At 49.8% G+C, this 14,288-nt stretch carries 9 protein-coding genes; 7 read left to right on the top strand and 2 right to left on the bottom strand.

The genetic code is table 11. The features are described from left to right. Positions 1-8: 8 nt before the first annotated feature. The 5 genes from EHO60_RS02780 to EHO60_RS02760 all read left to right on the top strand — a co-directional run bounded on the left by EHO60_RS02780 (position 9) and on the right by EHO60_RS02760 (position 10,665). Positions 9-3,308, top strand: coding sequence for a transglutaminase family protein (locus EHO60_RS02780; RefSeq protein ID WP_135766653.1), 3,300 nt, complete (start codon positions 9-11; stop codon positions 3,306-3,308). Between the two features lie 312 nt (positions 3,309-3,620). Then, positions 3,621-4,697, top strand: coding sequence for an imelysin family protein (locus EHO60_RS02775; RefSeq protein ID WP_246028104.1), 1,077 nt, complete (start codon positions 3,621-3,623; stop codon positions 4,695-4,697). Then, entirely contained in the window at positions 4,697-7,132 is a 2,436-nt protein-coding gene (locus EHO60_RS02770) for a TonB-dependent receptor family protein (protein WP_135766651.1), read from the top strand. The genes EHO60_RS02775 and EHO60_RS02770 overlap by 1 nt, the downstream gene beginning before the upstream one ends. Before the next feature lie 124 nt (positions 7,133-7,256). Next, positions 7,257-9,767 (top strand): circularly permuted type 2 ATP-grasp protein, encoded by a 2,511-nt coding sequence (locus EHO60_RS02765; protein WP_167880140.1) that lies wholly within the window; start codon positions 7,257-7,259, stop codon positions 9,765-9,767. Then, on the top strand, positions 9,760-10,665 hold the full coding sequence (locus EHO60_RS02760) for a transglutaminase family protein (RefSeq protein ID WP_135766649.1): 906 nt from the start codon (positions 9,760-9,762) through the stop codon (positions 10,663-10,665). Before EHO60_RS02765 ends, EHO60_RS02760 begins: the two co-directional genes overlap by 8 nt. Positions 10,666-10,759: 94 nt before the next feature. Here EHO60_RS02760 and EHO60_RS02755 read toward each other — a convergent pair whose 3' ends face one another. Then, positions 10,760-11,845 carry an acyl-CoA desaturase gene (locus EHO60_RS02755; RefSeq protein WP_135766648.1) on the bottom strand — a complete coding sequence of 362 codons (1,086 nt, stop codon included), beginning with the start codon at positions 11,843-11,845 and terminating at the stop codon, positions 10,760-10,762. A 170-nt stretch (positions 11,846-12,015) separates the two neighbouring features. Between EHO60_RS02755 and pyrE the strand changes: the two genes are divergently transcribed. Further along, positions 12,016-12,573: an orotate phosphoribosyltransferase gene (gene pyrE / locus EHO60_RS02750; protein WP_135766647.1), complete on the top strand. Its 558-nt coding sequence runs from the start codon at positions 12,016-12,018 to the stop codon at positions 12,571-12,573. A gap of 3 nt (positions 12,574-12,576) precedes the next feature. Next, positions 12,577-13,287, top strand: a complete 711-nt coding sequence (locus EHO60_RS02745) for a hypothetical protein (RefSeq protein WP_135766646.1) — start codon at positions 12,577-12,579, stop codon at positions 13,285-13,287. Here the strand turns inward: EHO60_RS02745 and EHO60_RS02740 are convergent. Continuing rightward, positions 13,284-14,234 carry a hypothetical protein gene (locus EHO60_RS02740; protein ID WP_135766645.1) on the bottom strand — a complete coding sequence of 317 codons (951 nt, stop codon included), beginning with the start codon at positions 14,232-14,234 and terminating at the stop codon, positions 13,284-13,286. The two genes, EHO60_RS02745 and EHO60_RS02740, sit on opposite strands and share 4 nt — an antisense overlap. Positions 14,235-14,288: the final 54 nt, after the last annotated feature.

Raw genomic sequence — 14,288 nt, 5'->3', positions numbered from 1 at the left:
ATCGTAGAATGCCCTTATTGGTTTCCTTAACGCATGAAACGTCGTATCTTTACGATAGGCCCGTTTCCCTTTCCCCTCATGTGATCAGACTTCGTCCGGCTCCCCATTCCCGCACGAAAATCGTATCCTATTCCCTTCAAGTGGATCCTTCCAAGCAGTTTCTGAATTGGCAGCAGGATCCTTTCGGCAATTACCAAGCTAGGTTGGTGTTTCCGGAAAAGACGAGCTGCCTTCGGATTCTGGTGGATTTGATAGCTGAAATCCACGTTTTGAACCCTTTCGATTTTTTTCTGGAGCCCGAAGCCGAGACTACTCCTTTCGTTTATTCCGATGCATTAAGGAAAGAACTTCTTCCTTATCTCAGCGCGACGGACGGAAGTTATGCGTTGGCCGATTATATTTCGAAATTGAGAAAGGAAGGAATCCTTAGTACGGCGAGAACCGTAGACTATCTTGTGCGTCTGAATCAAAAAGTGTACGAGGACGTATCCTACGTGATCCGGATGGAACCGGGAGTGCAATCCTGTACGGAAACCTTGGAGAGAAAGTCGGGTTCCTGTCGTGATTCCGCCTTTTTGTTAGTACAGATCTTACGGCATATCGGTTTGGCCGCCCGTTTCGTTTCCGGTTATCTGATCCAATTGAGACCGGACGAAGTCCCTTCCGACGGACCTCAAGGACCTAAGGAGGATTTTACCGATCTTCACGCCTGGGCGGAGGTATATTTGCCCGGAGCAGGTTGGGTGGGGCTGGATCCCACTTCGGGCTTGTTTGCGGGAGAAGGGCATATCCCGCTCGCAGCCGTACCCGAGCCGTCGAGCGCCTCTCCCGTATTCGGATACTCGGATCCTGCGGATACGAAATTCCATTTCAGGATGGAGGTGAAGCGAATCCAGGAATCCCCTAGAGTCACGAAACCTTATTCGGAACCCCAATGGGAAAGAATCCTGAATGCCGGGAAGACGATCGATCATAGATTAAAAAAACAGGATATTCGAATCTCCATCGGAGGGGAGCCTACTTTCGTTTCGGACACGGATCGTCAGGATCCGCAATGGAATACGTCCGCATTGGGGTCGGAAAAATTGCGCTTGTCCCAGGAACTTCTGACCAAATTGAGAAATCGGATGACGCCGGGGTCGGTGGTGCAGGTCGCCCAGGGTAAATGGTATCCGGGCGAGCCTCTTCCTCGTTGGTCCTTAAATGTCTTTTGGAGAAAGGACGGAGAAATCCTATGGTCCGACCAGAACATTCTGGCCTCCTTGGGAGAGGAAAAAAAGCGGGATCCTGTTCGCGACCTTGCAGCCGCAGAAGGGTTGGGAAAAAAAATCTGCTCTTCCCTAGGTTTGTCTTCGGATCATCTTCATCCTTTGTTCGAGGACGGTTTTTATTATCTCTGGAAAGAAGGCCAGTTGCCCGAGTGGAATTCGAAAGCGGAGGCAAGTCCGGAAAAAGAGGATTTTTCCTTCGAGGCTCTCGAAAGAAGAAAGGTGCTCTCCCTCTTGGACGACGGCTTTCGGCTCCAAAAAGCTTTCGCCTTGCCACTTCAGTACGACTATGTGGAGCGGCGTTGGGAAAGCTCCGAATGGAAATCTCGTAGGGATCGATTGTATCTTGTTCCCGGAGACAGCCCTGCCGGATTCCGCTTGCCATTCGCATCCATTTCGGAAACGTTCCGGGCCAGCGCGTTGTTCACGGACATTTCCGATCGGGGGAAGCTCCCTTCCTATCAGGAACTTTATGAAAAAGGAAAGTTTCGATCGAAGAAAAAGGGAACATTTTTTCCCGACGGGAAGGATCTTCCGATCCGCACTACGCTCGTTCTGGAGCCTAGGGAGGGAATTCTACGGATCTTTCTTCCTCCGGTAGAACGTCTGGACGTCTGGCTGGAATTGATGGCTAGTATAGAATCCGCCTGTGCGGATTCGAAGATTCCCGTTCTACTGGAAGGTTACGAACCTCCTTCCGATTCCAGACTTTCACTTTTCAGGATCACACCGGATCCGGGAGTGATCGAAGTGAACCTTCACCCTTCTTCTAGTTTCGAGGAGTTGGAGGAAAAGACTCGAATTCTATACGAAGAGGCGAAGGCAACAAAACTGAGCGCGGAAAAATTCCAGATCGACGGAAGACAATCCGGAACGGGAGGAGGGAATCATATCACGGTAGGCGCTATTACTCCTTCGGACAGTCCTTTCCTAAGAAGACCGGATCTTTTGCGTAGTCTGGTAAGTTATTGGCAGCACCATCCTTCCTTGTCCTATCTGTTTTCCGGTCTATTCGTGGGTCCTACCTCCCAAGCTCCTCGTCTGGATGAGGGAAGAGACGAAGTTCTGTACGAATTCTCCCTGGCCGCAAAGCAAGTGGATGAATCGAAGAGGCTTCCTCCTTGGTTGGTGGACAGGCTCTTTCGAAACTTGCTGACGGACCTGACGGGGAATACGCACCGTGCGGAAATTTCCATCGATAAGCTCTATCCTCCTACCGGCCCGAGATTGGGTTTGGTGGAACTCCGCGCTTTCGAGATGCCTCCTCATTATAGGATGAGCGTGGTCCAGCAACTTCTCGTACTTTCCTTGTTGGGAAGGTTTTGGGAAAAACCCTACCGAAAGCCTCCCGTTTTTTGGGGAACGGAACTCCACGATCGCTTTCTTTTGCCTCACTATGTTTGGAGCGACTTTCAGGAAGTCCTAAACGATTTGCGGGAACACGGTTATCCGTTGGAAGAGGAGGATTTTTTCCCCTTCTTCGAATTCCGTTTTCCCGTTTATGGAACTATGAAAAAGGACGCCGTCTTTTTGGAACTACGCCTTGCATTGGAACCTTGGAACGTTTTGGGAGAGGAATCCTCCTCCTTCGGCACTTCCCGTTCCGTGGATTCCGCTTTGGAGAGGCTGCAGGTTCGGACGGAGGGTTGGGTCGCAGAACGATTCCGATTGTCCTGCAACGGGTTCGAAGTTCCTTTGCGTTCCACCGAAAAAAAAGGGGAGGCGGTGGCCGGCGTACGGTTTAAGGCATGGAATCCTCCGTTTACTTTGCATCCGAATCTTCCCGTGCAGAACCCACTGGTCTTCGATATCTGGGATAGTTGGTCGCAACGTTCTCTAGGAGGTTGCAGGTACTATGTTTCCCATCCCGGGGGAAGGGCTTATGATTCTTTTCCCATCAACTCTTTTGAGGCGGAAAGCCGGAGGAATTCCCGCTTTTTTGCGGATGGTCATACTCCCGGCTCTTCGCGTCCTCCTCGTAGAATAGAGAGTTCTCCTTTTTATACTCTCGACCTTCGCTGGGCAGAAAAACCTGCCTAAATGTCATCCATTTTGAGCCTCTTGACATTCGTCAATTTCTGAGAATCTTTCTCAAAAATGCTTGCCTGGAAAGGGCTCTTTTTAATCCTGATTCTCAGATACAAATTTAATTGAAGCAGGAATCGGTATGTTGTCAGGAATTTCAGTTCGATTTTGTGGACGGCTTTTCAAATGAAGCAGCCGGTTGTTTGGAGACGTTTGCGGGGTCTTGTTTCTCTTCTTTTTCCCCTGTATTTTCTCTTTTTCTCGTCCTGCAGTCCAAGACATCCGGGAGCCAGTGACAACTCTCTAGTCAACGGCTTTCTTTATCGGATGTTTAACACCTATGATCCGAGTAATTTTCTGGCGAACGTAGGACGCACTATAGCGCCTCCTCTGTTTGCGAATTTGAAGACCCAAACGGCCAATCTTGTGACCCAAGGAACGACTTTGGCCTCCTCCTGCACTGCGGGGAATCTGACGAACTTTCAGAACGCATGGCTTGCGAACATTGCCGCCGCAAAGCAGGTGGAGATTTTCCACTTCGGACCTTTTGTCACCTACTACCCGTTATTCGATGCCTGGCCGGGTGAAGCGATGAAAACGGTAAGTCCGGAATCTCCTCCTAGCGCGGGGGACATGGATAGTTTGGATTTCGATTATACGGGTACGTACGGCGCATCCGTCGCGGGAGCTACGAGTTATATAGGAACCTTAGATAAGGATGCGAAGGGGTTGATCGCCATCGAATACGTGGCGTTTATCAAACCCGGAAGTTACGGCGCCAATCAGGAAGCCTGTAGCGATTTGACCAGCATCCGATTGAATCTTCTCCAGGCTCTTATCGCGGACTATGCATCGAATGCGAACGCACTCGCAAATGCATGGGATCCCACAGGAACGACCAAGTATGGAGAGCAGTTGGCGACGGCGGGAAAAGGATCGACTACCTACTCCTACTCCGGGGCCGCTCTAAACGACGTGTTTTCCGGCGCGTTGCGTCAATTGAGCACGATGAAGGACGGCAAGTTGGAAAAACCGGCGGGTCTGTCCAACGGTGGAAACGGCGTCATCAATTTAAGCCTTTCCGAATCCAGGCTCAGCGGAAACAGCGTGGTGAATCTTAGAAACAACCTTGCCAGCTTTAAGGCTTTGTATCTCGGTAACGGAGCTGTCGGACTTTCGGACTATATCAGGTACTATTCTCCGTCGTTGGATACCAGAGCCAAATCGGACATTACTCAACTGGAAACAGTCTTGAATTCCTTTTCCAACATCAGTTCCGCGAATATGTCCTCTATCAGCCAATCGGTCGCTTTGCTGAGCGATCTGTTGAACGTTTTGAACGTTCAGTTTCCGGCCGTTCTCGGAAACGGACCCGTGAGTAGCAGCGGCGGAGATGGAGATTGATGGAGAAAAGATTCTCGTTTTGGAATATTCTTTTTTTATTATGCGTAATTTTTTTCTCCCTTCCCCTGATCGGACAACCGGAAAGTAACGGCGGCGAGGCCGGAACGGAGAAGCCCAAAAACGGAAACGGGGGCGAACCGAAGGAAGCGGATCAACCGGTTTCCAAAGAACAAGAAACGATCGAGGAAAAGAGACGCAAGTTTTTGGAAAGCGGCCAGATCAATGTGATCGGCGCCAAAGACGACGATATGAAAAAGATTCCCGGTTCGGCCAACGTCGTGGGGAAGAAGATCCTGAAGGAAACGAATCCGATCGACTCGATGGAGGCTTTGCGCCGAGTCCCGGGCGCCACGATCCGGTACCAGGATGCCGTGGGATTGACTCCCAACATCGCTTTCCGCGGGGTCAGCAACGAAGAGTCCAGAAAGACTCTGATTCTCGAGGACGGGGTCTTTACCTCCTTGAGTCCATACGGTCAACCGGAAAGTTATTTCATTCCACAGATAGACAGAATGGAGAGGGTCGAGGTCGTAAAAGGCTCCGGTTCCATTCTGTTCGGGCCTACCACTTTGGGAGGGATCGTGAACTTCGTGACGCGGAAACCTCCGGAAAAACCGACCTTGAATCTGAAGTTGATCGGAGGCACGAACGGTTACGCATCCAATCTTCTGCAATACGGGGGAACGGCCCAGAGTACGAACACCGCTTACGACGTTTCTTACCTGCATACCCAAGGAAACGGGTTCCGGGATTACCAGGGATTTAACGTAAACGACTTCAACGTAAAATTGATGCAGAAGATCGGGGACAAGGATACCGTTTTTCTAAAATACCAGATGTACCAGCAAGACTCTCAGGCGACCTATCTTGGGTTGACCGAAGGGCTGTACTGGAAAAATCCTAGGACGAACCCCGCCCGTTTCGACAGAAAGCATGTGGAAAGACAGGCCGCAGTGATCGGGCATGATCATTCCTTCAACGACAACTGGAAATTAATCACCCGTTCTTATTGGACCAACGTGGGCTTCCAGTTCAAACAGGAATCCTATTCTTATAACAGTGCGAACGACGTCGGATTGCCTATGCCTCCTACGAATAACGTGTTTGCGGTCTATGCTCCCTCTCCTGTAGGAAACCGTCCCGGAGACGTGATCTATATGCAGAACACAACTCCGAATCGCCACCAATTCTTCAGGACGGGAGGGTTGGAGACGAAGTTGGAGGGTAAGTTCACCTTGCTCGGATTCGAAAACGAGATCTCCGTCGGAGCTCGAGCGCATTACGAAACCGTCAATGCGGCGTACAACCAATTTCCGTATCCCACAATGGACCAGGGGTTGACGACGCAACAGCAGACTCGAAACGCGAAAGCGTACGCGACCTATGTGCAGGATTCCATCAAGTTGACGGAAAGATTCAAGATGATTCCGGGTGTTCGGTACGAATACATTTCCCAGGGAGTGTACACTCATCGTAAGTTCGCCACTTCGACCGACGTGGCCTACGGGCTCGCGACCTCGGCGGGTCAGAATATATTGGTCAACCAGGCGAACGAAACGTACACGAAGGTGGTGCTTCCCGGGTTCGGACTCACGTACGACCTTACGGAAAGATTCATGTGGTTCGCGGGAGCTCATACGGCCTTCTCTCCTCCGTCCTTTTCTACGATCCTGAATCCGTCCTTGGGATTGGGTTATAAGCTTAACGCGGAACGTTCCAATAATTACGAGACCGGGTTTCGGGGAAATATTACGAGGTACTTTTATACCCAGGTCAGTACTTACGCTTTGTTTTTTTCCAATCAGATCGTGAATACGAACGAGGCAGGATCCTCCATAGGCGCGGTTCCGATCAACGCGGGTAGGTCCGTTAACCGAGGCGTGGAAAGTAATTTCGTATTCGACTTCGGAAAGTTCGCGGACTCGCGTTGGGAAGTTCCCTTAGAGGTGGCTTATTCTTATACTAGAGCTGTTTCGACCACTTACGTTCCTGTGGGGACAGTTCAGAACTCGGACGGTACCGTCAGTGTGACTAATCAGTCTTTGGTCAGCGTCAATTCGGCCGGTAATACGATCCGGGTAAATACCAACGGAAATTACCTTCCGTACGTTCCTATGCATACTTTTATCGGAGCGATCGGTTTTAAGAGTCCCCGCGGATTCTATGCCAGATTGGAATACCAATATTTCGATAAACAATATTCGGATCTTCAGAATACGAAAAACCAAAGTACCGACGGAAGCCAAGGTGTGGTTCCCAGCTATGGTATTTGGAACGCGGACTTCGGTTACGAGGCTCCGGGCGGAAGGTGGTCCGTTTTTATCAACGGAAAGAACCTGGAAGACCGGGTCTATATCTCCGGGCGACTGCCTGTCGGAATCCAACAAGGGCCTTATCGTCAGATCAATATAGGTGCTACTCTGAAGTTGGACTAAAGTCCCCTCCGCTCCGTCAGTTTTGGCGGAGCGGAGATCGGTCCGAATTTGGCGTAAAAACGGCAGTCCTCCATTCTAAAGGATGGAAAAAAACGGGACCGGAAGGGAAAATGACTTCCGGAAAATGGGCCAGCAAGCTTCCCAAAACGACGGCCTCTTGGCGGGATATTCCCCTTTGTCGGGTATTTTCGACGAGGTCTGCTCTCGCGCGGGGAACCCGAGGGAGAAATACGATTTTCTGCTTCGCTCTTTCGAGCGTTTGGGACCGAGCGAGCTGAAGAGGAGAAAAGAGGACAGCCTCCGCATTCTAAGGGAAAACGGAGTCACCTACAACGTATACGGAGACGAGAGAGAGCGCATTTGGTCCTTGGACCTGTTTCCTCTCTTGATGAAAAGCGAAGAATGGGACCAAGTAGAGAGAGGTCTCATCCAGAGATCCGAATTGTTGGACGAAATCCTGAAGGACGTTTACGGCCCTCGAAAACTACTGTACGAGAGAAAAATCCCTCCGCAGTTGCTTTTCCATTCCGGCGGATTTCTCAGGGCTTGCGCCCCGATCTATGATTCCTCGACTTTTCGACTCGCCTTTGTAGCGACGGATATCAGCCGGGACGGTACGGGAAAATTCTTCGTGATCGGTGATCGGATCCAAGCTCCCTCCGGATCCGGATACGCCCTGGAAAATCGGATCGTTCTTTCCCGAGTATTCCCGTCGGTTTATCGGGATTCCCAGGTGCACAGAGTTGCTCTGTATTTCAGATCCTTAAGAAAAACATTATATACTCTTTCACCCTCCAAGGATAGAGATCCTTTGATCGTGTTGCTGACACCCGGTCCGGGAAACGAAACCTATTTCGAGCACGCTTACCTGGCCGGATATTTGGGGTTCGTGCTGGCTCAGGCGGAGGATCTAACGGTGCGGGAAAACAAAGTTTTCCTGAAAACCGTGGAAGGACTCCAGCAAGTGGACGTCATTTTCCGTCGTGTGGACGATTGGTTCATGGACCCGCTGGAACTGAAAGGGGATTCCCTTTTGGGCGTTCCCGGAATACTAGGCGCCGTGCGTGCGGGGACCGTGCTCGTCGCCAATCCTGTCGGTTCCGGTTTTCTGGAAAATCGCGCCCTCCATGCGTACCTTTCCACGCTTTGCAAATTTTATCTGGGAGAGGAACTGATCATTCCGAACGTTCCCACTCATTGGATGGGAGATCCTGCCGCGCTGGAAGAGGTATTTAGCGAACCGGAAAAATTCGTTCTCAAGCCGGCAGTCCGGAATCCTTTCGAGCCCTCCGTTTTTCTTTCCCTTCTTTCCAAGTCCGAGAGAGAAGAGTGGAAGAAGAAATTGCTCGCGAGACCAGAGCGTTACGTCGCGCAGGAAATATTGAGCGGTTCTACCTGTCCCGTTTTTTCCGCCTCGGGAGAGCCGATCTTGGGGAAGGCAGTGTTCCGTACTTTCACCTGCCTTTCCGAAAACGGGTATACCACCATGCCGGGCGGATTGGTTCGGGTCGCTCCGAAGCACGACGAACTGATCGTTACGAACCAAAGAGGTGCGGTTTCCAAGGATCTTTGGATCCTCTCTTCGGAAGAGAAAAAGGACGTAAGTCTTCTCCCCGGACAAGTGGAGCATATTCCCTTACGACGAAAAGGCGGGGGAGTTCCGAGTCGGGTTGCAGACAATATGTTCTGGATGGGACGTTATGCGGAACGGGCCGAAAATACGGCACGTCTCGTCCGAGAATGTCTGAACAAATTGCTGGAATCCGAGGAATCTTACGAGCGGGATCAATCCTCCGTGCTCCTCGGAATCATATCCCGGGTGTCCCATAATAACGGAGGGTTCGGCGAATTTTCCTCGAGGGAATCCTTGGAATTCGTGCGGGATAAAATCTACGAAACGGTCGCTTCCCAGTATTCCTCCGGAAGCATACGGCACGATTTGGATTTCTTCATCCGCACCACTAAGGCCGTTCGGGATCGGATTTCCGACGATACCAGACATTTGATCTCTCAGATCGAAAGCGAATCCCCTCGGAATAATTCCTACGGGGAAATACTGGAATATCTGCAAAAACTGATCCATCTGCTCGCTTCTTTGTCCGGACTCTCTTCCGAGAATATGAGCCGAGAGACGGGATATTATTTTCTGGATTTAGGAAAACGTTTGGAAAGATCCCAATTCCTTTCCAGAATCATGCTTTCTTTGGTGGATCTGACCACTCTTTACAATAAGGGAGTGTTCGAAAGTCTTCTGAACGTGAACGATATCCGCATCACATACAGGAGAAGATACAAGTACAGGATCGACGCGCAATCCGTGGTCGATATTCTTCTTTTCGACGATACGAATCCTCGTTCTTTCGCATACCAAGTCTCCAGAATCCGGGAGAACGCATTGATGTTGCCGAGCTCCGGCGGGGAAAACCCGGACGAGGTCCGGATTTTCTACGAACTCGTTGCCCGATTCAAAGAGGAGGACGCGAAACGGCTATTCGAATACGCGGATCCGGCGGGAGGTCTGCGGCGTTGGAGCGGGGATATATTGGAACTTTTGAAAGCGACTTCCGATTCTCTGGCCAAAAAATACTTCCGATATGTGGAAAATCAATTTCGCTTGGGAGGTCCGTATGGCTGAGTATTCGGTGAGGCACCTGACTCATTATACCTACGAAAAACCGGTCTCCCATTGTCTGAATTTGGCGCACCTATGTCCCGATTCCGACGATAGGCAGACTTGCCGCGAACTTAGGATCACTGTAGAGCCCAAGCCTAAGTTGACGGAGTTTCGGAGGGACTACTTCGGAAATACGGTGTATTCCTTTTCCGTAGAGGATCCTCACACCGTATTGTCCGTTCTCGCGGAGGCCAAGGTTCGTACGTCTTCGCCCGTCCAGGATTTCGGAAATTCTCCCACCGGATACGAGGTTCTGGACCGGCTCCGGAAACCCTCCTCGAATTCCGATCTTGAAGCGGTGGAATTTCTGGGGGATTCCCCTTTCGTTTCCCGCGCGGAAGTATATTCTGAATTCTTAAAGCGTCTTATTCCTATGGACAGGCCGTTTTTGGAGTCCTGCCTGGAATATGTGAGGCGTTTCCGCGAGGAGTTCAAATTCAAGGCGGGGAGCACGACTATCTATACTCCGCTGGAGGAAGTGCTGGAAAGTAGAGAAGGGGTTTGCCAGGATTTTACCCATTTGTCCTTGGCGGCTTTTCGCTCGATGGGATTCCCCTGTCGCTACGTATCGGGATACATAGAAACGTATCCCCCGCCCGGTAAGCCTAAATTGCGGGGAAGCGACGCGACTCACGCTTGGATCTCCGTTTACTGCCCGGGGTTCGGATGGCAGGATTTCGATCCTACGAACGGCAAAGGGATCACGGAGGAATACATTCATACTTCGATCGGAAGGGATTTTTCCGACGTTTCCCCTTTACGAGGCATTTTATTCGGAGGGGGAAAACACAAATTGAAGGTGGAAGTGGACGTCATTCCGTTAAACGAAGACTCCGAATCGCTTTCGAAGGATCGCTGAGGGAAAGGATCCGAATCGACTCCAGAAAAAAAGAAACCCTCCTTTTTAAGGGGAGGGGAATGAATGGGTTCAGGTACTTTGACTGCGTTTAGTGTTAGGCGGGGGCGAGGTCTCCGGACACGAATCTCTGCCAGGTTTTTAACGCGACTTTGAAATCCTGTTTTGCGTCCTTTACCGCTTTTTTGTCTACTTCGAGTTCTTCGGCTTTCAGGGCTAGAAGTTTCTCCTGCCTTTCTTGGACCAATTGTCTGAGAGAGACCAACCTTTCCTCGAAGCCCTGGTTTAGGGTCCTGGCTTGGGTCTCGAGCTTCTTGCGCAGACGTTTTTCGTCCATGATCATTTTTTTTCTGAGAATCTGCTCTTCAGGAATCATCTTCAGATCTTTTGCCAATCCGAAAACGTGGAATATGTCGATCATCCACTTGGTCGGATCGTAATCGTGCCATCTGATTCCGTTGCGATAATCGGCCTGAAACTCGTGGTGGTAGTTATGATATCCTTCACCAAATGTGAATAAGGCGATGAACCAATTGTCCTTAGCGGTATGCTTGTCCGAATAAGGTTGCGCACCTTTATAATGTGCCAAGGAATTGATGAAGAACGTAAAATGATGGTTTACGGCGATTCTTAGGCTCCCTGCGACCAAAAGACCACCCAACCAATCTCCCCAAAGACCGCAGACGAGCATCGGAAAGAGGAAGCCCATGAAAATAGCCACCGGGTAGTAATAGTCGTGTTGGAATTTCACCAATTTATCTTCCCATAGATCGTTCACATTGGTGGGTTCGCGGTAACTTCTGTCTTTGAAGAGCCAGAAAATGTGCGCGTGCCAGAAACCTTTCGTAATGGAATACGGATCCTCATCCTTGTCCACATATCTGTGATGGATTCTATGATCTGAACTCCATTCGATCACGGATTGTTGGAAGGCTGCCGCGCCGAATAAAAGATAAAAAAGTCGGACAGGCAGAGCGGCTTTGTATGCCCTATGCGAGAAAAGACGGTGATATCCTGCGGTAATGGATAGACCGGTCGCTCCGACCATAAAAAAGAAGGTCATCCAAGTATAAGTGGGAATTCCTCGGGTAAGTATTAGAGCAGCCGTTCCGACAATACCCACGATCGGGGTAAGAATCAGAAAGATGCTCGTTTTCCATGCAATTTTTTTCGTTTGTTCCATATCAGTTAATCCTGTTCTGGTTTGTCTGATATGAGCCTAAAGTGTCCGTTAGGTTGCGGAAAAAGGACGATTTTTTCGTATTTTTTTCCGGCCAAGAAAAAGCGGTTTTTGCTTTTCCGGGGCTTTCGATCATGGAAAAGAAATCTTGAGACGTCTCGGAGGATCCAAAATTGAGAGAGGAATTATTTCGACTCCTACAAAATCACGCTTATAGATTCAGGGAAGAGCCTTTTACGCTGGCTAGCGGCAGAAAGTCGAGGCATTACTTCAATTGTAAGGAAATCACGCTTCACCCGGAACGGTTGGAGCTGCTCTGTAAGTATTTAGTGGAGAAACATATCCCCGATTCCGGTCTCTCCGGAAAGGAATCCTACGGCGGGCTGACCATGGGGGCCGATCCGATTTGCTACGGAATTTCTTTGGAATTCCGCCATCAGGGAAGGAACGTTTTTCCTCTGATCGTGAGAAAACAAGCCAAGGACCACGGAACGAAAAATCTGGTGGAAGGCGCGGTGAATGCCGTCAAAACCTGCGTCGTCGTGGACGACGTGGTAACTACGGGAGCTTCCACTTTGCAAGTGGTCAAAAGTTTGCGGGACGCGGGCCTGGAAGTTACGGCTTGCATCTGTATTGTGGACAGGGAAGAGGGCGGGAGAGACGCGATCGAAGCGGAAGGAATCCGGGTTTTTCCGATTTTTAAAAAATCCGAATTCGGTCATGTGGAGTAAGCCATGGCGAATTATTCCTACGACGTCCCCGTTTTTAAGAAAAAACTGATCCAACGTACTTCCATGGTAGTGCTCGTCTTCGGGTTGTTCCTTGCCGTAAATTTTCGTCAGGTTGCGTCCGAGAGTAAGGAATCCTTTCTCACTATGTTTCTGGTGTTGGGAGGACTTTTGGTATTTCTCTTAGCAAAAAACTATTCCCGCCAGTTAAAAACCTTGGAAGGTTCCAAGGTGGAATTGAGCGGAAACAGCCTGAAGCAATGGAATGCACAAGGGCAATGCATGGAACTAGATCTTAAAGAAGTGAACGGAATCGAAAAGGATCGATTTCGAGGTTACGATCGCGTTCTCCTCGTCTTGAAGCAAGGGACGTACGTTCCGATTCTAAATCTGACGGACATGAACGAATTTTTAGCGGAGTTGGAAAAGAAAACGGGAATGAAAGCGACCGTGTTCGAAGAGGATTCCAGGATCCTGACCTGGAAGACACCTTTCGCATTTTTACCGACTTTCGGTATCATACTGGCTTATTTCCTAGGTCCGTGGGGTTTTAAGCAGGATCTGATTTATATCGTGATGACCGCGAATTTGCTTCTTTTCCTGCTCTATTTGCCTAAGGACAGAATGAATACTGGCGGATCCGCGAGAAGAAGGTACGTATTTATCTTGGCGATTTTGTTGGTCGTTCTGACGGTCCGATATTTCGGTCTGATCTAAAGGGAACCGATGGATCCGGAATTCGTGATCCCTTTTAAGAGATTCATTTTTTTTTGGGCGAGTCTCCGCAGATCCACCATCTCCGCCGTGAAGTTCGACAAGTGAGGGTCTAGGTGGGTTCTCCCTTCCATTTCCTGAAGGGCATCCCGGACGAATTTCAGGTCCTCGTACTCCGAAATCTTTCCCGTTTGCACGAGTTTCCGAACCGTATCGAACTCGTATTTGCGTAGATGGATCCGGATCAGAAACTCCGCGGAAAACTTGGAAGTAAGTCTGGACCAAGGGCTCTTCGGATTGACCAGCGCTTCGTCGGCTTCGATCTTATCTACGGCTCTTTTCGTACCGTACTTTGCGGAAGCTGCGGAGGAAGGTCCGATCTCGAATTCCGGAATATCCCTTGCGATGACGGTCGGAGTTCCGGAATTCTCCAATAAGGAGGATAGGTTGTTTCTTTTCCGATTTTCTTCGTAATCGTTCGGATTCGCAGTCAATACTCTTTGGTACTCTTCCAACATCACGGCTACGTTGACGTACCGTCCTAGAACGGTATTGTTGTGCTCTTTGATTTTAGGAAACAGTTCCCGCGTGATTTGGAAAGGGGACTTCCGTTTGTAATAGGTGGCTTCGTAGGCCTTTTCCAGTTTCTTTTCCGCATAGGCCTTGAGATCGTTTACGATTTTTGAATCCGCATAGATATAGGCGTCGACTCCCATATCCTGGTTCCTAGAGTCCTTATGGGGATCCGGGGTCACCACTTTGATGATGAAGATGTATTTGGATTCGCGCAGCATTTCCAGAGTTTCCCGGATTTTCATCGCGTCTCTGGACATAATGCTCATCATATCCTTTAAAAACATGTCCGAATAGGGAATGCGGTCGTCTTCTTGAAGGTTGATCTTTTTGATTTCCTCGAGTATTTCCAGTGCGGTTTCAAGAGGGGTAGCCATCGATTTCTCAGCTTAATCCCGTCTGTTTTTCGATCAAGAGAGATTTCTGCCTTT

The organism is Leptospira fletcheri (genome assembly GCF_004769195.1).
In the GTDB taxonomy this organism is placed as follows: domain Bacteria; phylum Spirochaetota; class Leptospiria; order Leptospirales; family Leptospiraceae; genus Leptospira_B; species Leptospira_B fletcheri.
This window is presented reverse-complemented; position numbering and strand designations above follow the sequence as displayed.

Bases quoted from the DNA above. Each gene is read 5' to 3' on its own strand.
- EHO60_RS02780 (WP_135766653.1), top strand. From the start codon at position 9: ATGCCCTTATTGGTTTCCTTAACGCATGAAACGTCGTATCTTTACGAT.
- EHO60_RS02775 (WP_246028104.1), top strand. From the start codon at position 3,621: ATGTTTAACACCTATGATCCGAGTAATTTTCTGGCGAACGTAGGACGC.
- EHO60_RS02770 (WP_135766651.1), top strand. From the start codon at position 4,697: ATGGAGAAAAGATTCTCGTTTTGGAATATTCTTTTTTTATTATGCGTA.
- EHO60_RS02765 (WP_167880140.1), top strand. From the start codon at position 7,257: ATGGGCCAGCAAGCTTCCCAAAACGACGGCCTCTTGGCGGGATATTCC.
- EHO60_RS02760 (WP_135766649.1), top strand. From the start codon at position 9,760: ATGGCTGAGTATTCGGTGAGGCACCTGACTCATTATACCTACGAAAAA.
- EHO60_RS02755 (WP_135766648.1), bottom strand. From the start codon at position 11,845: ATGGAACAAACGAAAAAAATTGCATGGAAAACGAGCATCTTTCTGATT.
- EHO60_RS02745 (WP_135766646.1), top strand. From the start codon at position 12,577: ATGGCGAATTATTCCTACGACGTCCCCGTTTTTAAGAAAAAACTGATC.
- EHO60_RS02740 (WP_135766645.1), bottom strand. From the start codon at position 14,234: ATGGCTACCCCTCTTGAAACCGCACTGGAAATACTCGAGGAAATCAAA.